The following is a 25,552-nucleotide window of genomic DNA, read 5'->3' on the forward strand; positions in this document are numbered from 1 at the left end:
ATGTCTTTCCCGCTCCTTACGGTGACGGCAGCGGTTCCGGCGGTCGGTGCGATCCTCACCGCCGCCGTCCCCGCAGCCCGCCGCACCGCCGCCAAGTGGCTGGCGCTGCTCGTCTCGCTCGCCACGCTCGTGCTCGCCGCCGTCGTCTTCGTACGGTTCGAGCCCGGCGGCGAGCGGTACCAGCTGACCGAGTCCCACTCCTGGATCAAGGACTTCGGCGTCCGGTACGAGCTCGGGGTCGACGGCATCGGGGTCGCGCTCATCGCGCTGACCGCGCTGCTGATCCCGTTCATCATCCTGGCCGGCTGGCACGACGCCGACCCCCTGGCGACCTCCTCCAAGCGGTGGCGGCCCACCCAGGGCTTCTTCGCCCTGATCCTCATGGTCGAGGCGATGGTGATCCTCTCCTTCGAGGCCACCGACGTCTTCCTCTTCTACATCCTGTTCGAAGCCATGCTCATCCCGATGTACTTCCTCATCGGCGGCTTCGGCGACCGCGCCCACACGGGCTCCGACGAGAACGCGGCGGCCCAGCGCTCCTACGCGGCCGTCAAGTTCCTGCTCTACAACCTGGTCGGCGGCCTCATCATGCTGGCCGCCGTCATCGGGCTCTACGTCGTCGCGGGGAACTTCTCGCTCACCGAGATCGCCGAGGCCCGGGCCAACGGCTCGCTGGAGATGGCGACCAGCACGGAACGCTGGCTGTTCCTCGGCTTCTTCTTCGCCTTCGCGGTGAAGGCGCCGCTCTGGCCGCTGCACACCTGGCTGCCCAACGCGATGGGAGAGGCCACCGCCCCGGTCGCCGTCCTCATCACCGCCGTCGTCGACAAGGTCGGCACCTTCGCGATGCTCCGCTTCTGCCTCGGACTCTTCCCCGAGGCGAGCAAGTGGGCCACCCCGGCGATCGTCGTCCTCGCCCTCATCAGCATCGTGTACGGGGCGCTGCTCGCCGTCGGCCAGCGCGACATCAAGCGCCTGGTCGCCTACGCGTCGATCTCGCACTTCGGCTTCATCATCCTGGGCATCTTCGCGATGACCACCCAGGGCCAGTCCGGTGCCACGCTCTACATGGTCAACCACGGCATCTCGACGGCCGCCCTGATGCTCGTCGCCGGCTTCCTGATCTCCCGGCGGGGCTCGCGGCTCATCGCCGACTACGGCGGTGTGCAGAAGGTCGCCCCGGTGCTCGCCGGCACGTTCCTCATCGGCGGTCTCGCGACCCTGTCGCTGCCCGGACTCGCCCCGTTCGTCAGCGAGTTCCTCGTCCTGGTCGGCACGTACGCCCGCTACCCGGTGGCCGGTGTCATCGCCACCACCGGCATCGTCCTCGCCGCGCTCTACACCCTCGTCCTGTACCAGCGGACGATGACCGGGCCGGTGAAGGAGGAGGTGCGGGAGCTGCCCGACCTGCGGGTGCGTGAACTCGCGGTCGTCGTCCCGCTGATCGCCGTCCTGATCTTCCTCGGGGTCTTCCCGAAGCCGCTGACGGACGTCGTCAACCCGGCCGTGCAGCACACCATGTCCGACGTCCAGCAGAAGGACCCCACCCCCGCGGTGCCCGTTCAGAACGCGGAGGCAGCCAAGTGAGCACCTCAGCCGTCGCATCCTCCGTCCACAGCCTGTGGACGACCGCTGCCGAACCGCTGGACAAGATCCCGGCACCCCACATCGAGTACGTCCAGCTCTCGCCCGTACTCATCGTGCTCGGCGCCGCGATCGTCAGCGTCCTCGTCGAGGCCTTCGTGCCCCGCAAGGCCCGCTACCACAGCCAGGTCCTCCTCAGCGTCGTGGCGCTCGCCGCCGCCTTCGCCGCCATCGTCGGCCTCGCGGCCGGCGGTTACGGCTCCACCAAGGCCCACATCGCGGCCATGGGCGCCATCGCCGTCGACGGACCCGCCCTGTTCCTCCAGGGCACCATTCTCCTCGCCTCCGTCGTCGCGATCTTCACCTTCGCCGAGCGCAGGCTCGACCCGGCCGACCACGGCCACAGGGTCGACTCCTTCGCCGCCGAGGCCGCGGCCGTCCCCGGCAGCGACCACGAGAAGGCGGCCGTCAAGGCCGGGTTCACCACCACCGAGGTCTTCCCGCTCGCCCTCTTCGCCATCGCCGGCATGCTCGTCTTCCCGGCCGCCAACGACCTCCTGACGCTCTTCGTCGCCCTGGAGGTCTTCTCCCTCCCGCTGTACCTGCTCTGCGCCGTCGCCCGCCGCAAGCGGCTGATGTCGCAGGAGGCGGCCGTCAAGTACTTCCTGCTCGGCGCCTTCTCCTCGGCCTTCCTGCTCTTCGGGATCGCCCTGCTCTACGGCTACGCGGGCTCCGTCTCGTACGCCACCATCGCCCAGGTCGTCGACGGCTCCCTCGCCACCGTCAACCCGGCGCTCGCCGACACCATGGGCAACGACGCACTGCTGCTCATCGGCTTCGCGATGGTCCTCACCGGGCTCCTCTTCAAGGTCGGCGCCGTGCCGTTCCACATGTGGACCCCGGACGTCTACCAGGGCGCCCCGACCCCGGTCACCGGCTTCATGGCCGCCGCGACCAAGGTCGCCGCCTTCGGCGCGCTGCTCCGCCTCCTGTACGTGGTGCTGCCGGGCCTCACCTGGGACTGGCGGCCGGTCATGTGGGGCGTCGCCATCGTCACCATGCTGGGCGGCGCGATCGTCGCCATCACCCAGACCGACGTCAAGCGGCTCCTCGCGTACTCGTCGATCGCACACGCGGGCTTCCTGCTCGCCGGTGTCATCGCGGCCACGCCCAGCGGAATCTCGTCCGTCCTCTTCTACCTGGGCGCCTACTCCTTCGTGACCATCGGCGCCTTCGCCGTCGTCACGCTGGTCAGGGACGCGGGTGGAGAGGCCACCCACCTCTCCAAGTGGGCCGGTCTCGGGCGTCGTTCGCCGCTCGTCGCGGCGGTCTTCGCGGTGTTCCTCCTCGCCTTCGCCGGCATCCCGCTGACCTCCGGCTTCTCCGGGAAGTTCGCGGTCTTCAAGGCGGCGGCGGACGGCGGCGCGGGCGCACTCGTCGTGGTCGGTGTGATCTCCTCGGCGATCGCCGCGTTCTTCTACATCCGGGTCATCGTGCTCATGTTCTTCAGCGAGCCGAAGGCGGACGGCCCCACGGTCGCCGTGCCCTCGGCCCTGACGACGGTCACGATCGCGGCGGGCGTGGCGGTCACGCTGGTCCTCGGCTTCGCGCCGCAGTACTTCCTGGACCTCGCGAACCAGGCGAGCGTGTTCGTCCGGTAGCTCCGGCCGTACGCGTGAAGGGCCCGGCTCGGGGGCGAGCCGGGCCCTTCGTCGTACGCGGGGGTGACCCGGGGGAAGGGTCCGTGCCATCGTGGGGAACCGCCCCCAGTGGTCTGTACCAGTCGAGGAGAGGGAGCCGCACCATGAGCGGCACGACCGCCTTACCAGGGACCCCCTGCACCGCCCCCAGAGCCGACGACCCGCCCATGCACCGCCTGGAGGTCCGGCTGCCCGACCAGGTCCCCTTCGCCGTGGGAACCTTCGACACCATCGGCCCCATGTCCCGGGCCGCCTTCCCGCACCGGCACACCTTCTACGAGATCGTCCACGTCACCGCCGGGACCGGCACCCACGTCGTGGACCTCGCCCGCTGGGAGCTCCACCCGCCCCACCTGGGCCTCATCCTGCCCGGCCAGCTCCACCACTGGGAGGACACCCGGGGCCTGGACGGCACCGTCGTCCTCTTCACCGAGGACTTCCTCCTCGACCACCCCGGCGACCGGGACCTCCTGCGCCGCCTCGGCGAACGGCCCTGGCTCACTCTCGACGGACCCGCGCACGCGCGCACCGGCCGCCTGATGGGCGAACTCATCGAGGAGTACGGACATGGCGCCGACGGCTTCGCGACCGTCCTGCGCTCCCTGCTGCACGTCCTCCTGGTCCGTACGGCCAGGCTGCGCGGCCCCGGCACCCACGCGCCCCCACCGGGCAGACCCGCGGCGGTCGCCGACGAGTTCGCCCGCCTGCTCGCCCGTACCGGAACGGAAGGGGTGACCGTGCGCGAGTGCGCCGAGCTGATCGGCGTCACCCCGGGCTACCTCGCCGGAGCCGTCAGGGCCGCCACCGGCCGCACCCCCGGCGCGCTGCTCCGCGAGTCGCGCTCCCGGGAGGCCCAACGCCTCCTCGTCGGAACCGGGCTGTCCATACGCCAGGTGGCGGCCCGGGTCGGGTTCGGCGACCCCGCGTACTTCTGCCGCTTCTTCCGCCGCGAGACGGGACTCAGCCCCGGGGACTTCCGCAGGTCCCACCAGCGGAAGCGCGACGAACGGAAACACCACGAACGCCGTGATCCGTCCATCGAAGGCGGCGCCCGGCCCGCCTAGGTTCGATGCCGACCCCCCTCAGCCCCCACGCGAGGAGCAGGCAGGCATGGACAACGAGACCACCACCGGGCACGTCACCCGTAAGGCGGTGCTGCGGGCCGCGCTCGCGGCCGGCATCGCGGCGCCCACGGTCCTCATGGGCGTACCGGCGCTCGCCCGTACGCTCACGGCCGGCGAGACGGCGCCCCCGCTCACGCCGGAGTGCGACGACGGCGACGACCCCACGGTGCCGCAGACCGAGGGCCCGTACTTCAAGCCCAACTCGCCCTTGCGGAACAGCCTGCTGGAGTCGGGCACGGTCGGCGTCCGGCTGACGGTGAGCGGCTACGTCTTCGGGCTCGCCTGCCGGCCGATAGCCGGGGCCCTGCTCGACTTCTGGCAGGCCGACACCAACGGCGCCTACGACAACACCGGCTTCCGGTTCCGCGGCCACCAGTTCACCGACGCCCAGGGCGCGTTCAGACTGACCACGATCGTGCCCGGCCTCTACCCGGGCCGCACCCGGCACCTCCACGTCAAGGTGCAGGCGCCCGGACGCCCGGTGCTCACCTCGCAGCTGTACTTCCCGGGCGAGCCCCGCAACAACACCGACACCATCTTCGACGCCCGGCTCCTGATGAGCGTGCGGGACGCGGGCACGGCCAAGGAAGCGGCCTTCGACTTCGTCCTCAACGTGCCGCAGAACCCCGGCCCGAGCCCGACCGCCACCGCGACCACCCGGCCTCCCGGCGGCAGTTGGGCCGCCGGGACCGCCTACCGGGCGGGGGACCGGGTCACGTACGGCGGCCCGGCCTATGTGTGCCTGCAGGCACACACGGGCCAGGCCGGCTGGGAGCCGCCGAACGTGCCCGCGCTCTGGCGGGCCGTGTAGGCGGGACGATCAGGCCGAGGGGACGATCCGGCCCCGGACCTCGCCCAGACCTACCCGCGTGCCGTCCGGGCCCGGCGCCCAGGCCGTCATCACGACCTCGTCGCCGTCCTCCAGGAACGTCCGCTTGCCACCCGCGAGTTCGATCGCGTCACGGCCGTTCCAGGTGAGTTCGAGGAGCGAACCGCGCTGGTTCACCTCGGGCCCGGACACCGTCCCGGAGCCGTACAGGTCGCCCGTGCGCAGCGAGGCGCCGTTCACCGTCATGTGGGCGAGCTGCTGCGCGGCCGTCCAGTACATGGTGGAGAACGGCGGCTCGGCCACCGCCTCGCCGTTGATCTCCACCGTGATCCGCACGTCGAAGCCGCCCGGCTCCTCCTCACCCGCGTCGTCCAGGTACGGAAGGAGCGGGAAGTCCCGCGCGGGCGGGGCGGTCCTGGCGGCGTCCAGCGCCTCAAGGGGCGTCACCCACGCCGCCACCGAGGTCTGGAACGACTTGCCGAGGAACGGGCCCAGCGGCACGTACTCCCAGGCCTGCACGTCCCGCGCCGACCAGTCGTTGAGCAGCGTCAGACCGAAGACGTGCTCCCGGAAGTCGCCGAGCGCGACCGGTCTGCCGAGCTCCGACGGGGTGCCGACCAGGAAGCCGACCTCCGCCTCGATGTCCAGCTTGACGGAGGGGCCGAAGACCGGCGCCGGGTCCGTCGGGGCCTTGCGCTGCCCCGAAGGGCGTACGACATCGGTGCCGGAGACCACGACCGTGCCCGCGCGACCGTGGTAACCGATCGGCAGATGCTTCCAGTTGGGCGTGAGCGCGTCGCCGTCGGGGCGGAAGATCCTGCCCACGTTCGTCGCGTGGTGCTCGCTCGCGTAGAAGTCGACGTAGTCCGCGACCTCGTACGGCAGGTGCAGGGTCACCTCGTCGAGCGGATGCAGCAGCGGCTCGATGTCCGCCCGGTGCGCGGGCACCGTGAGCCAGGCGGTGAGCGCCCGGCGGACGTCGCGCCAGGCGGTCCGCCCGGCCGCGAGGAGCGGGTTGAGACTCGGCCGGTCGAGGAGCGCCGCGTACGGGGAGCCGAGCGCGTGCGCCGCGGCACCCGCGTCCAGCACGTGCCCGCCGAACCGGACGCCGAGCCGGCGCCGGTCGGGCGCGTCGGCGGTGGAGAAGACGCCGTACGGGAGGTTGTGCGGGCCGAAGGGATCGCCCTCGGCCAGGTCGAGCGGGCTGTGCTCGGACATCGGTGCGTGCCTCGCTTTCCACGTGTGTGGGGGACACGTTACGGGGCGCGCTGTCGGGCGGGGATGACATGGATCACACAGAAAGCGCGGCCTCCGTGGGCAACTGTCAGGCTTTGTGTGTTTTGCATGGCCAGAGGGTGCGCAACCCCGCTCCGAGCTGCGAAAACAGGGCTCCCGAGCGGCCGTTCCTGGCCATACGATCACGGTGGTATCGCGCCGCGTGAGGTTGCCGCAGGCGCGCGCCCCGCATGTCTCTCATCCTTCCCTGACCAGGAAAAAGGTCCGCACTGTGAAGATTCGTCGCATCCTCGCGACCGCCGTGGCCGCCGCTGTGACCACCCCCGTCGTGTTCCTCTCGGCCGCACCCGCCTTCGCCGACACGAAGCCGACGCCCGCGTCGACGCAGAAGACCACGCCGGGTGACGAAGACGAAGACCCTGACTTCGCCGAGTACGAGAAGCTCCTCGCCGCCGTCACGAAGGCGGAGGAGAAGGTGAAGGCGCTCAAGGCCGAGCGCGATGCGCTGGTCGACGACATCCTGGCGCACAACGTCTCACCCGCCGTGAAGGCCGAGTACGACGCCGCGAAGAAGGCCGTCGAGGACGCCACGGCCGCCAAGGCCACCGCCGACACCGCGCTCGCCGCCGCCAAGGACGCCCTGGCGAAGCTGGAAACCGACCCGGCCGCCACCCCCGAGCAGAAGACCGCCGCGACCGAGGCCGTCACGGCGGCGGAGGCGAAGGTCGCCGAGGCCGTCACGGCCAAGGCCGCCGCAGACGCCCGCCTGGAGAAGGCCGACACCGCTCGTGACGACGAGCTCGTCGAGATGACCCGGAAGACCGAGCTCCTCAAGGGCCGGATCAAGGTTGCCGAGCAGGAGCTCGCCGCCGCCGAGAAGGCCCTGGAGGAGTTCGAGGAGGGCGGCTTCGGCGAGTGCGAGGAGGACGACTCCATCAAGGTCGCGCTGAGCGGCCCGAAGACGGTCACCGCCGGCCAGAGCGCCTCCTTCTCGCTGCGCGTGAGCAACACCTCCGAGCGGACCCTGGAGAACGTCGAGGCCTACGTCGACGCCGTGCGGCTCCCCGAGCCCGGCGAGCTCATCGACGACGAGACGGACTTCAGCAAGCGGGTCATCCCCGTCGAGTGGTCCTCCGCCGACAACCTGGAGTGGACCCCCTTCACCGAGGAGTTCGACTCCATCGAGGTCGGCAAGCTCGTCAAGGGCGGCCACTACGACGTGAAGCTCCGTCTCACCGTCCCCGCCGACGCCACCGCGGGCAAGGGTGTCGCCTTCAGCGTGGGCGAGTACGACAACAACGACGGTGACTGCGGCATCGGCGAGCAGTTCGCCCAGACCGAGTTCGACATCCTCGCGGCCAAGACCGACAAGCCGAAGCCGACGCCCGAGCCGACCCCGTCGGAGACCACCGCGACGCCCACCCCGGCGCCCACCAGCGGTGGCAACAACACCACCACCCAGCAGGGCGGCTCCTCGAACACCCCGGTGAACGGCAGCCTGGCCGCCACCGGCGCGAACGAGAACCTCACCCAGCTCGGCCTCGCGGCCGCCGCGACCGTCGCCCTCGGCGCCGGCGCCCTGGTGATCGCCCGCCGCCGCAAGGCCGGCACGAAGGCGTAACCGGAGCCCGCTCCACCCGGTCCCCCGTACGGCGTGCCCTCAGCCCGCCGTACGGGGGATCGTCTTCTCCCACGTCCGGTGGAAGACGACCTCCCCGCCCTCCTTGCACACCACCTCGTTCGTGGTGAAGAACGCGTCCGCGTCGCAGGCGATCTCCGAGCGGGAGTCGACCGTCACGTCCCACGCCAGCTCCGGGCGGTGGAGCCGGATCGCCCACTCCGACCGCGTACGGGCGGACAGCGGGCCGCTCTCGTCGATCGTGTACGTCTCCACCGCGTCCTCGGTGAACTCCAGGCCGTCCGGGTACACGCGCGTGCCGCCGTACCTCGGGTCGACCTCCAGGGTCCACTCGCCCTTCGCCACGTCCCTGACCACCACCCGCTCCGGGCGCGGTTCCTCCAGGGTGCGCGGGAACACCACGCCGAGCGGCTCCGACTGCTCGGGCTCCTCCCATTCGACGGCGTCCTGGGTGGGGCGGCGGACCGGCAGGGTCAGGGAGGAGCCCGCCGGGTCGAGGGTGAAGCCCGCCGCGTCCGGCTGCGGCCAGATCCACGGCCAGTACGTGGACGAGACCGCGAGGCGCACCCGGTGGCCGGGCGCGAAGGCGTGGCCGATGCCGTTCAGCTCGAAGACGAAGCTCTCCGTCTCGCCGATCTGCGCCTCCACGGCCCGGTCGCGGCCGTAGCGGGCGGAGAAGTTCAGCACGCCCCGGGTGACCAGGGTGGAGGAGCCGTCGGGGGCGATGTCGCAGAGCCGGGCGACGACCTGCCCGGTCGGGGCGGCCGTGCGCAGCGCGAGGCTCACCGACGGGCGGCCGAGGATCTCCACGGGGCCGCCGTCCGCCGGGACGGGGAAGTCGAAGCAGGCCGAGTGGGCGTCCTCGTCGCGCTGGTCGGGCGGCAGGTCGGCGTCGTTGCCGAAGGGGAAGAAGCGGCCCGCGTCGAGCCCGGTCTGCTGGGGCGAGTCGACGACGACCGGCGCGCCCTGGAAGGCGTAGGTCACGGGGGTGACGTTCGGGGAGGGCCAGGCGGGGTCGGTGACCCAGCGCCCCGGCAGCTCCTCGTACACGGTCGCCGGCAGGTGCGAGTCGCTGATCCAGGAGCGGAGCAGCGGCTCGGCCATCACGTCGTTGTCGGCGTCCTTCAGGTGGTGGTCCCACCAGCGCAGGGTCTCCTGGAGGAAGCCGATGGCCGGACCGGGCGGCAGGCCGCGGTCCGGGTACTGGTGCGACCAGGGGCCGATGATGCCGCGCACCCGGTCCTGGGGGAGGTGCTGGGCGAGCCGCAGGACGGTGTCGCGGTACGGGTCGTGCCAGCCGCCGACGGCGAGGACGGCGGCCCGGATCGCGCCGTAGTCCTCGCAGACGCTGCCGTGCCGCCAGTACGCGTCGCGGGTCTGGTGGGAGAGCCAGGTGTGCAGGAACGGTTCCACGGCCTCCAGGCGCTTCAGCCACATGTCGCGCCACTCCTCGCCCACGTGCTGCGGGTCGGGCGGGCGGCAGACGAAGGCGAGCATGGTGGCGGCCCAGGCGTGCATGTCGACGGCGAGGACCGAGCCGCCCATGTAGTGGACGTCGTTGTCGTAGCGGTCGTCGGTGGAGCAGACGGTGACGATCGCCTTGAGCGGCTCCGGGGCGAGCGCGGCGATCTGGAGCGAGTTGAAGCCGCCCCAGGAGATGCCGAACATGCCGACCTTGCCGGTGCACCAGGGCTGCTCGGCGAGCCAGTTCACGACGGCCACGCCGTCGGCGAGCTCGACCGGGTCGTACTCGTCGCCGGGCAGGCCCTCGCTGTTGCCGTGGCCGCGGACGTCGACGCGTACGGAGGCGTAGCCGTGGCCCGCGTACCAGGGGTGGCGCTGCCAGTCCCGGGGCGCCGTCCAGTCGGTGAGCCGGTACGGCAGGTACTCCAGGAGCGCCGGCACGGGCTCGTCGGTGAGCGGCCGCCACACGCGCGCGTACAGCCGTGTTCCGTCCGGCAGCGGGATGCGGAGGTCCTCGTGGCGGGTCTCGTACGGGAAGTCGGTACGGATCTTCGTCATCACGTCACCTCAATGGACGGGCGGTCCTCAGCGGACGGGGTGCATGGTGCGGCGCAGCCAGGGCGCAAGGGCGATCACGACGAGGCCGACGATCACGGCCACGGCGCCGTTCACTCCGAAGTAGACGGGCTTGGAGACGTCGTCGTAGAGCTTCACGGTCTGCGCCTGGATGCCGTTGGCCAGCGCGAGCGAGAGGAACCAGAGCGACATGGTCTGGCTGGAGAAGGCCTTCGGGGCGAGCTTGCTGGTGGCCGACATCCCGGAGGTCTCCAGGAGCACGTCACCGAGGCCGAGCAGCAGGTACGAGCCCACGATCCACCAGGCGGCCATCCGGTACGTGTCGTCGGCGTGCCCGGAGGTCGGCAGGACCATCAGGAGGAACGACAGACCGCCGAGGATCACACCGAAGGCGATCTTGTTGGAGGCGTGCGGCTGCCGGTGCCCCATCCGGGCCCAGACGGCGGCCACGACGGGCGCCAGGGCCACCTCGAAGGCGCCGAGGGCGGAGGCGTACCAGCTCGCCGGGAAGTCGAAGCCGAGGATGGTCGTACGGGCGTTGGTCGACGCCAGCAGGATCATCGTCGAGTACGCCTGGAAGAGGATGAAGTTGAAGACGACCGAGGCCAGGAACAGCACGACGTACGGCCTGAGGCGGCCGCGCTCCTCCGCGGTGACCCGGGGGCTCGTGAACATCACCCAGAAGTAGACGACCGGCGCGATCACCGAGATCACGGTCAGCACGTCCACGAAGCGGTCCATCGTCAGCCAGCCCGCGAGCGCGAGGGCGGTGCCGGCGACGGCCACGACGACCGCGCCGGCGATCATCAGCCGGACCGCCCGCCGCATGGCCTCGGGGGCCAGCGCGAACTCGGCGGAGTGCCTGCGCCCGGCCAGGTGACGGCGGCCCGCCACGTACTGGACGAGGCCGAGCGTCATGCCGAGCGCGGCGGCCGAGAACCCCCAGTGGTAGCCCTGGTGGTCGGCGAGCCAGCCGGTGATCAGCGGACCGGCGAACGCGCCGATGTTGATCGCCATGTAGTAGAGCGCGAAACCGGCGTCCCGGCGGTCGTCGTCCGTCCGGTACAGCTTGCCGACCATGGTCGCCACGTTCGGCTTGAGCAGTCCTGTGCCCGCGCTGATCAGGCCGAGGCCCACCCAGGTCATGGCGGCCGTCGGCACGGCCATCGCGTAGTGGCCGCAGGCGATCAGGATGCCGCCCCAGAGGACCGCCCGGTACGAACCGAGGATGCGGTCCGCGAGCCAGCCACCGGCCACCGAGACCAGGTAGACGAGCGTGCCGTACGCCGCGGAGACCGAGGCCGCGGTGCCCGACGACATGCCGAGACCGCCGTCGGAGACGGCCGCGGCGAAGTAGAGGACGAGGATCGCCTGCATGCCGAGGAAGGAGAACCGCTCCCAGACCTCCAGGCCCGAGAGGGTGAGCAGACCCCGGGGGTGCCCGAAGAAGGCGTGGTCGTCCTCGGGGGGAGGCTGCTCGCCGTTCGTATCGGTGTCGATCGCTGTTCGGGACAAAGGGCATACTCCTGGTCGTATGAGCTGATCCCGAACATACCGGGGGTGACGGGAAGGCGCCCACGGTGATCGAAAGGTGACCGGATACGCTGGCTTGAGTGAATCGAGCGACACATCGACAATCCATGTGATCGTCAGCGTGATCGCCCGCAATCCGTGTGAACGATTCGTGGGAACATCAGCAGGCGTCAGCAGACAGGAGACCCCCTCGTGACCGTCGTCGGGCCGTTCGGTCTTAGCGTGCGGGACCAGGCTCTTGAGGCCGATGTCCAGACCGGGTTGGCGGCAGTGGAGGCGGGCCTCCTCGACGCCACCAAGAGCGATGTCCCCTTCATCACGGAGGCCGCCCAGCACCTCGTCCTGGCCGGTGGCAAGCGGTTCCGCCCCCTGCTCGTGATGCTCGCCGCCCAGTTCGGCGACCCCTACGCGCCCGGTGTCGTGCCCTCCGCCGTCGTCGTCGAACTCACCCACCTGGCCACGCTGTACCACGACGACGTCATGGACGAGGCCGACGTCCGGCGCGGCGTCGACAGCGCCAACACCCGCTGGGGCAACTCGATCGCCGTCCTCACGGGTGACTTCCTCTTCGCCCGCGCCTCGCACACGCTCGCGGACCTCGGTCCCGAGGCCGTGCGCATCCAGTCCGAGGCGTTCGAACGGCTCGTCACCGGACAGATCCTGGAGACCGCCGGTCCGCAGGAGGACCGCGACCCGGTCGACCACTACCTCGACGTCCTCGGCGGCAAGACCGGCTCCCTCGTGGCCGTCTCCTGCCGCTTCGGCGCCATGATGTCCGGCGCCGACGAGAGCGTCGTCGACATCCTCACCCAGTACGGCGAACGGCTCGGCGTCGCCTTCCAGCTCGCCGACGACGTCCTCGACATCGCATCCGACTCCCACGAGTCCGGCAAGACCCCCGGCACCGACCTCCGCGAGGGCATCCCGACCCTGCCCGTCCTGCACCTGCGGGCCGCGGCCGTTGCACACGGGCGCCCCGAGGACCTGGAGCTCGTCGAGCTCGTCGACGGAGACCTGACCGACGACGCCCGGCACGCCGAGGTCCTGCGCCGGCTCCGCGCCCACCCCGCCCTCGAGCAGGCCCGCCGGGACACCGTGCGGTACGCCGAGGAGGCGCGCGCGATGCTCGCACCGCTGCCGGACGGATACGCGAAGGCGGCCCTCGCGGAGATGTGCGACGCGGTGGTGCACCGGGCGGGCTGAGGCCTCCGGGAAGGGCGTACGGGAACGGCGTACGGCCGGGTCCGTCGGCGTACGGGAACGGTGTACGGACGGGTCCGGCGGCCTCCGGGAACGGCGTACCTACGGGTCCGGCGGCCTCCGGGAACGACGTACCTACGGGTCCGGCGGCCTCCGGGAACGACGTACCGCCCCTGGGGACGGTCTGCGGACGGGTCCGACGCCGTCCGCCGCACGGCGGCCCGTCTCAGGGTCGGGTCATCCCGAAGCAGTACGTGAGGTTGATCCCCGGGGCTGACGCTTCCGCCCCTCCCCTTTGGTGAGATGGAGACATCGACCAAGAGGGCCCGTGAGGGCACGGAGGTAGGGGAGACCATGGCAGAGTCCCGTAAGGCGAGCCGGTACATCGTCCCGGTCGCGGTGGCAGGAGTTGCCGCGGCGACCATCGGCCTCGTCCCGGCGCTGGCGGCGTCCGGCGACCCCGATCTGCCGGAGATCACCGCTCAGCAGCTCATCGAGAAGATCGCCGCATCCGACACCCAGACCCTGTCCGGCACCTTCCGGATCTCCACCGACCTGGGGCTGCCCCTGGAGGGCCTGACGTCCGGCCTCGGCGGCCTCGCCGGCGGCATGGGCGGCGGCGCCGGAGGCGGCTCGTCCGCCGACCCCTCGGAGCGGCTGACCCAGCTCGTCTCCGGCAGCCACACCCTGCGGGTGGCGGCGGACGGCCCCGAGCGCCAGAAGCTGACCCTGCTCGACGGCTCCGACGAGTACAGCCTGATCCACAACGGCGACGACGTCTGGGCCTACGACAGCAAGTCCAAGGAGGTCTTCCACGAGAAGGCCCCGGCGGACGCGGACGCCCCCGGCGCCCACGAAGGCCCGAAGGACCAGGAGCTCCCGGGCACGCCCAAGCAGCTCGCGGACGAGGTCCTGAAGGCGGCGGGTGACACCACGTCGATCACCGTCGACGGGACGGCGAAGGTGGCCGGCCGGGACGCGTACCAGCTGGTGATCAAGCCGAAGCAGTCCGGTTCGACGGTCGAGTCCGTGAAGATCGCGGTGGACGCGGCGAACGGCACCCCGCTGAAGTTCACCCTCTCCTCGGTCGAGGGCGGCAAGCCCGTCGTCGACGCGGGCTTCACGAAGATCGACTTCTCGAAGCCGGCGGCCTCCGACTTCACCTTCAAGGCGCCGGAGGGCGCGAAGGTGACCGAGGGCGGGGCGGAGAAGGCGGCCGGCGAGAAGGGGGCCGGCGAGAAGGGCGACCCGTTCGGCGGACCGCTGCCCGAGGGTCTTGAGGACGCGTTCGGCGGCTTCGGCCCCGGTCTCGACTCCGGCAAGGGCGGCGTGAACGTCATCGGCGAGGGCTGGACGACGATCGCGAAGATCGACGGCGGTGCGCCGGTGCCCAAGGCGGACGAGGCGCCGAAGGAGTTCCAGGGGCTCCTGGACTCCTTCGGCGACAAGGTCACCGGACCGTTCGGCTCGGGCACCCTCTTCAAGACGAAGATCGTGAACGCGCTCCTCACCGACGACGGCAAGGTCTACGTCGGCGCGGTGACGAAGGACGCGCTGGTGGCTGCGGCGAACGCCGGCAAGTAGAGCTGCAAGCAGGAGAGTTGGGACCCCGGGCGGGTCGGGGGCGATGTTCACCGACCCGCCCGGGCGTTCTTGTGTGCCTGCTCCTACGGCCTTACGGGAACGTCAGCTTGAAGCCGCTGATGTAGCCGGTGTCGACCGAGGCCTTGTCCTGGACGCGGAGCTTCCAGGCACCGTTGGCGACCTCGGAGGAGGCGTTCACGGTGAAGGTCTGGACGATGTTGTCGGCGCTGCCGCCCGCCCGGTTCGACAGGCTGTAGACGGAGCCGTCCGGGGCGACGAGGTCGACGACCAGGTCACCGCGGTACGTGTGGACGATGTCCACGCCGACGGCGAGGCTGCTCGGGGCGTTGCCCGCGACACCCGTGACGTTGACCGTCGAGGTCACCGCGGCGCCGTTGTCCGGGATCGAGACGTCGGCCGTGTTCTCGAAGACCGTGCCGGGCGGCGTGGTCGTACCGGCCGACAGCGTCCAGATCGCGTGCGCGATCGCGTCACTGTTGCGGTCCAGAGCGGTGTCGTTGATGTTCGACGTCGTGTCGCAGGACGAGTGGTAGCAGCGGTCGAAGGCCGTGGCCGTACCGCCCCACTTCTGCACCTGGGCACTGGACTTGACCCGGCTGGCGCCCGTGAAGAGACCACCGACGGGGACGCCGACGTTCTTGAAGGAGGCGTGGTCGGAGCGGCCGTCGCCCTCCGTCTCGATCTCCGTCGGGACGCCGAGACCGGCGAAGTAGTTCTTGAAGGTCGTCTCGATCGTCGGGTCGTCGTCGTAGACGAAGTACCCCGGGTTCGGCGACCCGATCATGTCGAAGTTGAGGTAGCCGGAGAGCTTGGCGCGCTCGGCGGTGGGCAACTGCGACACGTAGTACTTCGAGCCGACGAGACCGAGCTCCTCTGCGCCCCACCAGCCGAAACGCAGGTGCTTGGTGGGCTGGTAACCGGAGCGGGCGACGGCCAGGGCGGTCTCGAGGACGGCCGCGGAGCCGGAGCCGTTGTCGTTGATGCCGGGACCCGAGGTCACGGAGTCCAGGTGCGAACCGGCCATCAGGACCTGGTTCGGGTCGCCGCCGGGCCAGTCGGCTATCAGGTTGTAGCCGGTGGATCCGCCGGAGGTGAACTGCTGGACGGTGGTGGTGTATCCGGCGGCGTCCAGCTTCGCCTTCACGAAGTCGATCGACGCCTTGTAGCCGGTACGGCCGTGGGCGCGGTTGCCGCCGTTGGCGGTGGCGATCGACTGGAGGTCCGTCAAGTGCTGCTTGACGTTGGCCAGCGGGATGTCGGGCGCGGCCGCGGCCCCGGCCGGGTTGGCCGAGGCGGTGGTGCCGGTGAGCCCGGAGAGGGCGAGCGCCGCGAGAGCGGCGAGCGCGGTGGCTTGGGTGACACGTCTGGGCACGGAGATGTTCATCTGTGGGGGCTCCGGATTCCGAACGGGGATGGGACGGAACGTGCGAGACGCCTCGGGCTTGAGTGCCACGAGGCGCTGGAGCTGTGCGAGTGCGCTGTGTTCAGTTGTCTGGGTGTTCAGATGTTCTGTTGTGCGTGCTGAATGTTCAGTGAGATTTTGACTCCGCGTCAAGAGCGGAAACCGGTCACGTACGTTCGCTCACCGAACAAGCGCGTCAGCGACGGCCTCTCGCACCCCCGGATCGGGATCTTCCGCCAACTCCCCGAGCACCAGGTCGACTCCGGGCGTCGACCAGGCGGAGGCGGCCTCGACGAAGGCGATCCGCACGGTCGGGTCGTCGTGCCGGGCGAGCCGGGAGAGCCGCGCCAGCGGAGCACGCCGCCGCATCCCGTACCAGCGGAGGGCCTCGCGGAGCGCCGCCGTGTCGCCGCGGGCCTCGGCCGCCTCGACCCGGGCGAGCAGGACGCGGGGCGCGGGCGGCGGGCCGTCGAGCGGATGGGGCCGCCGCTCCCGCAGCCGGCGGGCGCCGTAGCCGCCGCGGTCCCGGCAGCCGAAACAGAGGCAGGGCGGTCTGCCGTGGGCGTCGGGGCGGTAGCGCCACCCGTGGACCTGGCGTACGGGCCGGATGTGCCGGACCTCGGCGGGGGCGACGGAGCGAGGCAGGAACACCTCCCAGCCCCGGCAGTCGTCGGCGTCGGCGACCCGCCGCACGGCCTCGGCGGCCGACACCCGCGGGGGCCGGTGGTCGCTGTACCGCCCGACGGTCACGGGCTCGTCGTCGGGCAGCCGTACGTGGACGGCAACGAGCCCACGAGGACCGGGGCGGCGGGCGAGCTCACGCAGCCACTGGTGGGTGAGGGTGTACGAGGGGAGCACGGGGAAGAGGAACACACCGCGCCACTGATCGCACCCGGCAGCCTTGAGACCGGCGCGACGGACGCGAGCGGAGTGGACGGCGGGGGTGAGGTGGACGAAGGTCGCCATGAGCATGATCGTAGGAGGCCCGGGGGCGATCCTCGACCGAGTTGCAGGCGGGGGGAGAGGGGCGGGGGGAGAAGGGCGGGGGGCAAAGGGTCGACTGGGTCGAACGCGGCTTGGACCAGCGGGGGTTGGTGGGCGGGGACGTCACGGAGGAGCAGGGGACCGGAGGGTGCGGAGGTCGTGGGGGTGGGGGTCCTGGGGGCGGGGGTGTCGGATAAGCCTCGGGTGCGGCCGCCCTCTTTCCGAGTGTGGCGGCCTCCACCACCGCGTCAAGGGCGCTCCTGCGTCGCGTCGCTGCGCGATGGGCTGCGCCCACCCTTGACCCGGCGGCGGAGGCCGCCTTTTCACACTCGGAGGGCGGCCGGGGGGCGTGGCCACGCGGGGCTTCGGGTAATGGCCGGGCCTCGTGGGCGTCTGCTGGTCGGTGGGTGGGGGCTTGGTTTGTGGCGGGGCGGGGTGGGCTTCCGTCGGTGGGTTCTGGGTGCGCGGTCGTTGAATGGGGCGGCCCGGCTCGGCTTGGCGGCCGACCGCCGTCCTCGGGCTGGGACTCAGGCCCCGCTGGTCACTCCCGGTGGGTGGTGAGGAGCGGTCGGCGTGAGTTTCTTGCACTTTCATCGCCCGATAAGGGTGATTCGCCCCTTATCGGGCTTATTCTGGGGGGTGTTACTCGGAGTAGCGCGCAGTTGTCCACGCCTACCACCCACCGGGAGTGACCAGCGGGGCCTGAAGCCCCACCCCCGCCGGCATTTCGACGCTGAGCCGGACCCCGACCGCCCCATTCAACAACCGCGCACCCCGAACCCACCGACAGAAGCCCACCGGCCCCCGCCACAAACCAAGCCCCCACCCACCGACCGGCACACGCACGTGGCGAGCACTACTGCCCGAAGCCCGGCGTGGACCCGGTCCCCTGGACCGCCCTCCGAGAGTGTTTTCGCTCCTGGAGGTGGTGGGTCAAGGGTGGCCGAAGGCCATCGCGCAGCGACGCGACGAAGGAGCGCCCTTGACGCACCACCGGAAGGAGCGACTCTCGGAAAGAGGGCGGTCCCACCAGAAGCCCACACACCCGGCCCACCCCAAGAACCCCAAGACCCGCACCCCTACACCCCGGCCCCCCCCCCGCCCCCAGTGACCTGCGCCTTCAGCTGTCCGTGGGCCGTGTTACCGTCCGCCGGTTGATTCATTACAGGGGGTCATTTTGCGCAAGCTTCTGGGGTCCGGTGTCGCGGCGGTGCTTCTTGCCACCGGCGGCATCATGGGGGCGGGGACGGCCGTTGCGGCCGGGGACCCGACGTTCTCGTTCGACGGCGTCGACGACCTCGTCCTGATGCCGGGTGAGGGCTGGGGCGAGCTGTCCCCCGCCTCCACCGGCGGGCAGAACGACGGCCGGCCGGACGGCACGTACATCTACGCACTGAGCAAGAAGCCGCTCACCGATGCCACCTGGTCCGGCGGCGGTCTGCCCGCCGGGCTCCGTGTGGACCGGGCGGACGGCTGCAAGGCCAAGGCCGGGGCCGCCGGCGTCTACCTGTGCGACGTCAAGGACTGGGGCAACCCGGGCCCCGAGGTCTCCGCCACGAGCACCGCCGCCAACGGCACCAAGGCCTACTACGGCCTCGTCTACGTGCCCCGCGGCGCCAGTGTCGACGCCGGCGTCAAGGAGGCGCAGACCGCCGGTTCCAAGGCTGTCGGCCCGCGCCGGGCGCACGCGGCGATCGTCGCCAAGACCAAGGCCCAGGTCGCCAAGAACACCATGACGCCGTCGACGCCCATGCTGCCCGCCGGCGGCACGGCCAAGCACACGGTGAAGCTGCACGCGGTCGACAAGGGCCGGCTCGTCATGAGCCTGGGCCCGGGGCCCGGCGTCCGGCCCTGGGACGAGGGCGAGCTGAAGGTCAGCGTCGACGGCGTCACCGCGGGCGGCGCCGCCGGTGCCGAGTGCGACCACTCGCTCGGCGAGGTGGGCCACGGCGGCGAGGTCCGCTGCGACATCAAGGCCCCCGGCGACTACACGGTCACCTACGGACTCAAGGCCGGGGCCACCACGCCCGCCTGGCGGCTGCGGAACACCCTGACGTACGAGGTGTACTCCTTCGGTACCGGCAACCCGGAGAAGGTCTCCGACTTCGTGATCTCCAGCCCGATCCGGGTCACCGAGCGCTACCGGCTCGTGGGTCGTTCCGCGAGCGGTGACCTGCTCGACTACAGGGGTACGGGCAAGGCCTCGCGTCCCTTCGGCTCGCCCGAACTCGTCGGCGGCACCCTGAACTGGAACCAGTACTCGGCGCTCACCCGGCTCGGTCCGGTGACCGTCCAGAGCACCGGTCCCGGCGCTGTCGCGCGGGACAGGAACGGCGTGCTGTGGTTCTACCGGATGTCCGGGGACGGCGGCATCTACAAGGACCGGCTGCGCGTCGGCGCCGGCTGGAACGCCTTCGACATCCTGGCCGGTGCCTCGGACCTGACCAGTGACCACAAGGCGGACCTCCTCGCGCGGGACACCGCGGGCGTCCTGTGGATGTACCCGGGCACGGGTAACACCGCGGCGCCGTTCGGTGCGCGCGTGCGGATCGGCGGCGGCTGGGGCGGGTACGACTCGCTCGTCGGCGGCACCGACGTGACCGGTGACGGCAAGGCCGACCTGGTCGCTCGTGACGCGACGGGCCGGCAGTGGCTCTACCAGGGCACGGGTGTGTCGACCCGGCCGTTCGGCGGCCGGACGCAGATCGGCACCGGCTGGCACGTCTACAACTCGATGGTGGCGCCCGGCGACCTGAACGCCGACGGCAAGGCGGACCTCGTGGCCCGCGACGGCTCGGGTGCCCTCTGGTACTACCAGGGCACGGGCAAGGCGACGCAGCCGTACGCCGTCCGCGCGCGGATCGGTGCCGGCTGGCAGACGTACAACGTGCTGTTCTAGACGCCCGCCCGCTGTCTCCAGAGGTGACACACGAAGCGGCCTCCGCCCCTGCGGCGGGGGCCGCTTCGTGCTGTCCGGGGAGGGACACCCCCCGCGCCGACCAAGATCATCAGGGGTGCAGAATGAACCGTATGCCTCTGTCGAACACTCCGAAAACGGCAATAATCGACGACGCCCCGATGGTCAGCGGCGTCCTGGCGCGCGCCTTCGGCGACGACCCGATGATGCGCTGGTTCTTCCCCGACGACGCCTCGCGCGAGGCCGGGCTCGGGCGGTACTTCACCACCCTCTTCACCCGGCAGTACGGTCTGCACGGGGTGTGCGAGCGCACCGACTCGGCCGCCGCCTTCTGGGTGGCGCCCGAAGGGCAGGACAAGGCCGTTCCCGACGCCGCCACCGTCCAGGAGCTCCAGGAGATCCTCGGTGACCGCGCCGACCTCTTCCGCCGGGCCGTCGAGGCGGCCGCCGAGCACACGCCTCCCGAGCCCCACTGGTACCTCGCCGTCATCGGCGCCGACCCGGCCGCCCGTGGTCAGGGCCACGGCTCCGCGCTGCTGCGTTCCGGTCTCGCCCAGGCCGATGCCGCCGGCATGCCCGTCTACCTGGAGTCCTCCAAGCCGGACAACCTCCCCGTCTACGAGCACTTCGGCTTCGTCGTCCTCGGCGAGGCCTCCTTGCCCGGCGGCGGCCCCACCCTCTGGGCCATGCGGCGCGCGCCCCGCGTCCCGTCCGGCGGCTGACGTTCCCCAGGGTGTGGATGGAGCGGCGGCCGGGTGCGGTCCGGCGTAGGGTCGGCATCCCGGCCGCCGTCTCCCCCGAAGGAGCGCACCTCATGAAGATCGCCGTACTCGGCACGGGCGAAGTCGGCCGCCGACTCGCCACCAAGCTCGTCTCCCTCGGTCACGAGGTCGCCGTCGGCTCCCGTACCGCCGACAACGCCGAGGCCGTCAAGTGGGCCGACGAGTACGGCGGCGAGCGCGGCGGGCACGGGACCTTCGCGGACGTCGCAGGGCCCGCCGAGCTCGTCGTCAACGCGACCGGCGGTCTCGTCTCCCTCGCCGTCCTGCAGTCCGTCGGCGCGGACGGGCTGCGCGGCAAGGTCCTGCTCGATGTGTCCAACGGGCTCGACTTCTCCGGGGGCTTCCCGCCCAAGGTCGTCACCCCCGACGGCGTCAGCATCGCCGAGCAGCTCCAGCGGGCCTTCCCGGAGGCCCGGGTCGTGAAGTCGCTCAACACCATGACCAACACGGTCATGGTCGAGCCCGGCCGTGTCCCGGGGCACCACAACGTCTTCCTCAGCGGCGACGACGAGGACGCCAAGGCCGTCGTCGCCGGCCTGCTCGAATCCTTCGGCTGGGCCCCCGACCGGATCCTCGACCTCGGTGACCTGACGAGCGCCCGCGCCACCGAGCAGCTCGTACAGCTGTGGCTGCGGCTCTACGGGAAGTTCGGCACCGGCGACTTCAACTTCTCCGTCGTCACGGCGCCGACGTCGGCCGCCTGAGCTCCTGCGCTCCCTGACCGCGCAGGTGGTCGAGAAGCCCCGCGGGCTCCGGGTACGGCTCCTCGCGCGGGAGCAGCGGCCGGGCCGCCGCGAGGTCACCCGAGCGGACCAGTTCGTGGATCCGGTGTGCGAGCGGGGTCACGTCGCGTACGGAGACCGTCCACTCGTCCGCGTACCGGCGGGATGCCTCGCCCGAAAGGCCGAGCTGGAGCGAGCGGTACGGGAGTTCCCGGAGCTGAGGATCGCGCTCCGGGTCCCACTGGACACGTGCGGGCGCCTGGCTCAACTCCCGCTTCCAGGTGGCCTGGTCGGGGTGGAATCCGCGCTTGTAGTGGGAGAGGCAGGCGTTCCGCAGGGCCCACTCGAAGCCCTCGCGGGTGATCTCCACGGCGAGGACGGTCTCCTGGCCCTCCTTCTTCCCCCAGCCGGAGCGGTACATCATCCACAGGAACGACGGCTTGATCCACGTCATCCGGTCCCGCTTCCAGGCGGCCGGAAACCGTCCCTCGCGGGCGGCGGGCAGGCCGATCTCGGGCCGGTACGCCTGGTAGACGGTGACCGTACGGTCGGTGTGGAGCGCGCGGATGCGGTACTTCGGCTCGTCGATGGCCGACTTCGTTTCTTCCATGCCCATGAGGATGGGTGAAGTCGGGGGCCGGGGCCACCGGTTATCCGCGTCGCTCGCGGGCGGGTGGGCCTGTCAGGCCGCCGTCGTCGCCTCCCGTGCGTCGTACTCCTCGCGTGCCGCCGCGATCTCGTTCTGGTGCTGCTCGGTCCAGGTGACGAGGGAGCGGATCGTGGTGTGCAACGTGCCGCCCAGGGGCGTCAGTTCGTACTCGACGCGGGGTGGGACGACGGGGTGGACCGTGCGCTTCACCAGGCCGTCGCGCTCCAGCTGGCGCAGGGTCACGGTCAGCATGCGCTGGCTGACGCCGTCGATCTCGCGCTTGAGCTCCGTGAAGCGCATCACCCGGCGGTCGAGGAGGGCGATGACGAGGAGCGACCACTTGTCGGCGACCCGGTCGAGGATCTGCCGTACCTCGCAGTCCTCACGGGTGTCCCACTGGAAGGGGTCGGGGTCGCCGGCGTCCCCGTAGGTTCCCGTGCAGTGGCTCGGAACCTTCGCGGTGGGCACCTTCGCAGTGAGTTCCATGGCACAGGATGATCCCGCAGGGCGCCTACGGTTACAAGAGGGAACCGTCCCCCGGATCGGTACCCCGCCGGATCGGTACCCCCCCTCGGATCGGTACCCCCCCGGATCGGTAACCGTCCCTCGTGTCGGTAGCCGCTCCCGGCGCTGCGACCAAGGTCACGGCCTCAGTGCCCCGGTACGCACCTAACGTGGAGGGATGAACGATTCGCCCGGCTGCCCGCTGATCGGCGTCGCCGCCACGTACATGCCCCGGCTCTCGGAGATGACCTCCGAGCCGGGGCTCGCGGCTGCCGTCGACCAGCACGCCGCCGCCGTGCGCGACGCGCTGATCCCGGCCCAGCGGGGGCCGCGGGGCCGGACCGTCCGGCGCGAGGAGCTCGCCGACTACGTCCTCGGGTTCACCGACTGGCTGACCGGGGCCGACTGGACCGAGCCCGTCGGCCACGACTTCGCGACCCTCCGCCTGACGGCGGTCTGCTGGCTGATCCGGGAGTACGACCTGCTGGACGCGTGAGGTCAGGGTGCCTGTCGGGCGGGCGCCGCGGGTGCCGGTGCCTGAGTCGCCCCTGCGGTGGCCCCGGCTGCCCCCTCGGCACCTGCAGCCTCCTCGGCCTCGGCTGCGGCCGTGGCCGTCGCCTTCGCCGCCTCCATCGCCGCCCGGCTCCGGCGGGCCGTGCGCAGGGCGTCCCAGGTGAGGATCGTCAGGGCCAGCCAGACGAGGGAGAAGCCCGCCCAGCGCTCCGGCGGCATCTCCTCGTGGAAGTAGAGGACCCCGAGCAGGAACTGGAAGGTCGGCGCCAGGTACTGGAGGAGGCCGAGCGTCGACAGCGGTACGCGGATCGCGGCCGCCCCGAAGCAGACGAGCGGCACCGCCGTGACGATGCCGGTGGCGGCGAGCAGGGCCGTGTGGCCCGCGCCGTGGGAGCCGAAGGCGAGGGTGCCCTGGGTGCCGAGCCAGACGAGATAGCCGAGGGCCGGCAGGAACTGGATGGCGGTCTCGGCGGCGAGCGACTCCAGGCCGCCGATGTTGACCTTCTTCTTCACCAGGCCGTAGACGGCGAAGGAGAAGGCGAGGGTCAGGGAGATCCAGGGCGGCTGCCCGTATCCGATCGCCAGGACGAGGACGGCGGCGAAGCCGATGCCGACCGCGGCCCACTGCGCGGGGCGCAGCCGTTCCTGGAGGACGAGGACGCCGAGGGCGATGGTGACGAGCGGGTTGATGAAGTAGCCGAGGGAGGCCTCGACGACGTGGCCGGTGTTGACGGACCAGATGTAGAGGCCCCAGTTCACCGTGATGACGGTGGCGGCGACGGTGATCAGGCCGAGCTTGCGCGGGCTGCGGACGAGCTCGCGCATCCAGCCCCAGCGGCGGACCGCGAGCAGGGCGACGCCGACGAAGACCAGGGACCACACCATGCGGTGGGCGAGGATCTCGACCGATCCGGCGGGCTTGAGGAGGGGCCAGAAGAGCGGGACCAGACCCCACATGCCGTAGGCGCCGATCCCGTAGAGCAATCCTGCTCGTTCCTCGTTCTCCGTCTTCACCGGACCTCCCGCCCTGTGCCGCGCTGTCGTGTCGACGGTAGCGCCGCACGGGGCGGGTTGTCATGCCCGTACCGCAATACGGTCATGACCGGAGGGGGTGGGGGTCAGGAGCCGGCGAGGGCTTCCTTGATCGTCACGGCGATCGGGGTGGTCGGGCGGCCGATCAGGCGGGCCAGGTCGCCCGTCTGCCGGGCGAGCGCGCCGTGCTCGACGGCCCGGTCGACGTCGACCAGGATCTCGGCGAAGGGGGCCGGGACGCCGGCGCCGGTGAGGATCGCGAGGTGGGCCTCGGCGGGCACGTTGCTGTACGTGATCTCCCGGCCGGACTGGGCGGCGATCTCGGCCGCGTACTCGGCGAAGGACCAGGCGGTGTCGCCGCTCAGCTCGTACGCCCTGTTCAGGTGCTCCTCGACGGGGCCGGTCAGGACGGCGGCCGCGGCGGCCGCGTAGTCGGCGCGGGTGGCGGAGGCGACCCGGCCCTCGCCGGCGTTGGCGACGACGGCGCCGTGGGCCAGGACGGGGGCGAGGTTCGCGGTGTAGTTCTCGGTGTACCAGCCGTTGCGGAGGAAGGTGTACGGCAGTCCGGAGTCGAGGATCAGCCGCTCGGTGACCTTGTGCTCGGCGGCCAGGTCGAAGTCGGCCTCGTCGCCGCCGAGGACGCCGGTGTACGCGAGCTGGGCCACGCCGGCGGCCTTGGCGGCGTCGATCACGGCGGAGTGCTGGGCGACGCGCTGCCCGACCTCGCTGCCCGAGACGAGGAGCACCCGGTCGCCGGCCTCGAAGGCTCCGGCCAGGGTCTCCGGCTTGCTGTAGTCCGCGATCCGCAGCTCGACGCCGCGCTCCGCGAGGTCGGCGGCCTTCGCCTTGTCGCGGACGACGGCGACGACGGACTCGGCGGGGACGGTGGGGCTGGAGAGGAGGGCGTCGATGACGAGACGGCCGAGCTGGCCGGTGGCTCCGGTGACGACGAGGCTCATGGTGCGTCCTTTTCCCGTGGGGTGCGAGGGGGTGCTGTGCGGCTTGCGATGCACTTACCGTACGTCGGGCGCTAACTAGAGGAAAGTACCCACTTTGAAGTAAGGTACTGGCATGGGAGTAAGTGAGCGGTCCGAGAAGCCCGACGTGAACCAGCAGATGTGCCCCTCGCGGCTCGTCCTGGAGCACGTCACCAGCCGCTGGGGCGTCCTGGTCCTGGCCGCCCTCCTGGAGCGCCCGTACCGCTTCAGCGAGCTGCGCCGGCACATCGGCGGCGTCAGCGAGAAGATGCTCGCCCAGACCCTCCAGACCCTGGAGCGCGACGGCTTCGTCCACCGCGACGCCAAGCCCGTCATCCCGCCCCGCGTCGACTACAGCCTCACCGAACCGGGCACCGACGCGGCCCGCCAGGTCTGGGAACTGGCCCGCTGGTCGGAGCGACAGGTCGCCGCGGTGGAGGGGGCCCGTCAGCGGTACGACGACGCGCGTCGCGAGAGGGCCACGAATCCGTCCCAATGATGTTGTAACCAGGGCGAGTTGTCGGCGCCGGGCCGTACGATCTGCTCACCGTTCGTGGGGAAACCGTGAGGGACCGTGGGG

General features: G+C 71.3%; 21 protein-coding genes. 12 read left to right on the top strand and 9 right to left on the bottom strand.

Annotated features, from left to right (window positions below):
• The 4 genes from ACIP84_RS30385 (at nt 1) to ACIP84_RS30400 (ending at nt 5,219) form a co-directional block, all read left to right on the top strand.
• A complete protein-coding gene (locus ACIP84_RS30385) occupies nt 1–1,587 on the top strand; it encodes an NADH-quinone oxidoreductase subunit M (protein ID WP_355968152.1) in 1,587 nt (528 codons plus the stop codon).
• Entirely contained in the window at nt 1,584–3,245 is a 1,662-nt protein-coding gene (nuoN, locus tag ACIP84_RS30390) for an NADH-quinone oxidoreductase subunit NuoN (protein WP_355968154.1), read from the top strand. Before ACIP84_RS30385 ends, nuoN begins: the two co-directional genes overlap by 4 nt.
• Nucleotides 3,246–3,388: 143 nt before the next feature.
• Entirely contained in the window at nt 3,389–4,348 is a 960-nt protein-coding gene (locus ACIP84_RS30395; RefSeq protein WP_401802108.1) for a helix-turn-helix domain-containing protein, read from the top strand.
• 46 nt (nt 4,349–4,394) lie between these two features.
• Nucleotides 4,395–5,219, top strand: a complete 825-nt coding sequence (locus tag ACIP84_RS30400) for a carbohydrate-binding protein (protein ID WP_401802111.1) — start codon at nt 4,395–4,397, stop codon at nt 5,217–5,219.
• 9 nt (nt 5,220–5,228) lie between these two features.
• Here the strand turns inward: ACIP84_RS30400 and fahA are convergent, their stop codons facing one another.
• Nucleotides 5,229–6,455, bottom strand: coding sequence for a fumarylacetoacetase (fahA, locus tag ACIP84_RS30405; protein ID WP_401802114.1), 1,227 nt, complete (start codon nt 6,453–6,455; stop codon nt 5,229–5,231).
• 289 nt (nt 6,456–6,744) lie between these two features.
• Between fahA and ACIP84_RS30410 the strand changes: the two genes are divergently transcribed.
• Complete coding sequence (locus ACIP84_RS30410; protein WP_401802117.1) at nt 6,745–8,094, top strand: hypothetical protein; 1,350 nt, start codon at nt 6,745–6,747, stop codon at nt 8,092–8,094.
• A gap of 39 nt (nt 8,095–8,133) precedes the next feature.
• Here the strand turns inward: ACIP84_RS30410 and ACIP84_RS30415 are convergent, their stop codons facing one another.
• The gene (locus tag ACIP84_RS30415) at nt 8,134–10,134 is read right to left on the bottom strand and encodes a CocE/NonD family hydrolase (RefSeq protein ID WP_401802120.1); all 2,001 of its coding nucleotides are present in this window, start codon (nt 10,132–10,134) and stop codon (nt 8,134–8,136) included.
• A 27-nt stretch (nt 10,135–10,161) separates the two neighbouring features.
• Nucleotides 10,162–11,667 (bottom strand): peptide MFS transporter, encoded by a 1,506-nt coding sequence (locus ACIP84_RS30420; RefSeq protein ID WP_401802123.1) that lies wholly within the window; start codon nt 11,665–11,667, stop codon nt 10,162–10,164.
• A gap of 210 nt (nt 11,668–11,877) precedes the next feature.
• Between ACIP84_RS30420 and ACIP84_RS30425 the strand changes: the two genes are divergently transcribed.
• Both ACIP84_RS30425 and ACIP84_RS30430 read left to right on the top strand, forming a co-directional pair.
• Nucleotides 11,878–12,888, top strand: a complete 1,011-nt coding sequence (locus tag ACIP84_RS30425; protein ID WP_401802130.1) for a polyprenyl synthetase family protein — start codon at nt 11,878–11,880, stop codon at nt 12,886–12,888.
• A gap of 351 nt (nt 12,889–13,239) precedes the next feature.
• Nucleotides 13,240–14,469, top strand: a complete 1,230-nt coding sequence (locus ACIP84_RS30430) for an outer membrane lipoprotein carrier protein LolA (protein ID WP_401802132.1) — start codon at nt 13,240–13,242, stop codon at nt 14,467–14,469.
• Nucleotides 14,470–14,560: 91 nt separating this feature from the next.
• Here ACIP84_RS30430 and ACIP84_RS30435 read toward each other — a convergent pair whose 3' ends face one another.
• Nucleotides 14,561–15,874 (bottom strand): M28 family peptidase, encoded by a 1,314-nt coding sequence (locus ACIP84_RS30435; protein WP_355968178.1) that lies wholly within the window; start codon nt 15,872–15,874, stop codon nt 14,561–14,563.
• A 198-nt stretch (nt 15,875–16,072) separates the two neighbouring features.
• Entirely contained in the window at nt 16,073–16,858 is a 786-nt protein-coding gene (locus ACIP84_RS30440; RefSeq protein ID WP_355968180.1) for a HEAT repeat domain-containing protein, read from the bottom strand.
• A 1,195-nt stretch (nt 16,859–18,053) separates the two neighbouring features.
• Here ACIP84_RS30440 and ACIP84_RS30445 point away from each other — a divergent pair.
• The 3 genes from ACIP84_RS30445 to ACIP84_RS30455 all read left to right on the top strand — a co-directional run bounded on the left by ACIP84_RS30445 (nt 18,054) and on the right by ACIP84_RS30455 (nt 21,279).
• Nucleotides 18,054–19,775: an FG-GAP repeat domain-containing protein gene (locus ACIP84_RS30445; RefSeq protein ID WP_401802136.1), complete on the top strand. Its 1,722-nt coding sequence runs from the start codon at nt 18,054–18,056 to the stop codon at nt 19,773–19,775.
• A gap of 122 nt (nt 19,776–19,897) precedes the next feature.
• Complete coding sequence (locus ACIP84_RS30450; protein WP_355969906.1) at nt 19,898–20,515, top strand: GNAT family N-acetyltransferase; 618 nt, start codon at nt 19,898–19,900, stop codon at nt 20,513–20,515.
• A gap of 92 nt (nt 20,516–20,607) precedes the next feature.
• Nucleotides 20,608–21,279 (top strand): NADPH-dependent F420 reductase, encoded by a 672-nt coding sequence (locus ACIP84_RS30455; RefSeq protein WP_401802139.1) that lies wholly within the window; start codon nt 20,608–20,610, stop codon nt 21,277–21,279.
• Here ACIP84_RS30455 and ACIP84_RS30460 read toward each other — a convergent pair.
• Together ACIP84_RS30460 and ACIP84_RS30465 are read right to left on the bottom strand one after the other, a co-directional pair.
• Entirely contained in the window at nt 21,254–21,907 is a 654-nt protein-coding gene (locus ACIP84_RS30460) for a DUF4291 domain-containing protein (protein ID WP_401802141.1), read from the bottom strand. The two genes, ACIP84_RS30455 and ACIP84_RS30460, sit on opposite strands and share 26 nt — an antisense overlap.
• A 72-nt stretch (nt 21,908–21,979) precedes the next feature.
• A complete protein-coding gene (locus ACIP84_RS30465; RefSeq protein WP_401802143.1) occupies nt 21,980–22,432 on the bottom strand; it encodes a winged helix-turn-helix transcriptional regulator in 453 nt (150 codons plus the stop codon).
• A 196-nt stretch (nt 22,433–22,628) separates the two neighbouring features.
• Between ACIP84_RS30465 and ACIP84_RS30470 the strand changes: the two genes are divergently transcribed.
• Entirely contained in the window at nt 22,629–22,946 is a 318-nt protein-coding gene (locus ACIP84_RS30470; protein ID WP_055602176.1) for a DUF6401 family natural product biosynthesis protein, read from the top strand.
• Nucleotides 22,947–22,948: 2 nt separating this feature from the next.
• On the opposite strand, the gene rarD is transcribed toward ACIP84_RS30470, so the two are convergent.
• Together rarD and ACIP84_RS30480 are read right to left on the bottom strand one after the other, a co-directional pair.
• Nucleotides 22,949–23,977, bottom strand: coding sequence for an EamA family transporter RarD (gene rarD / locus ACIP84_RS30475; protein WP_401802145.1), 1,029 nt, complete (start codon nt 23,975–23,977; stop codon nt 22,949–22,951).
• A 104-nt stretch (nt 23,978–24,081) separates the two neighbouring features.
• Entirely contained in the window at nt 24,082–24,954 is an 873-nt protein-coding gene (locus ACIP84_RS30480) for an SDR family oxidoreductase (RefSeq protein ID WP_401802148.1), read from the bottom strand.
• A 112-nt stretch (nt 24,955–25,066) separates the two neighbouring features.
• Here ACIP84_RS30480 and ACIP84_RS30485 point away from each other — a divergent pair, with 112 nt between their 5' ends.
• Nucleotides 25,067–25,471 (top strand): helix-turn-helix domain-containing protein, encoded by a 405-nt coding sequence (locus ACIP84_RS30485; RefSeq protein ID WP_355969889.1) that lies wholly within the window; start codon nt 25,067–25,069, stop codon nt 25,469–25,471.
• Nucleotides 25,472–25,552 lie beyond the last annotated feature (81 nt).

It is taken from the genome of Streptomyces sp. NPDC088707, assembly GCF_044752725.1.
GTDB lineage: Bacteria > Actinomycetota > Actinomycetes > Streptomycetales > Streptomycetaceae > Streptomyces.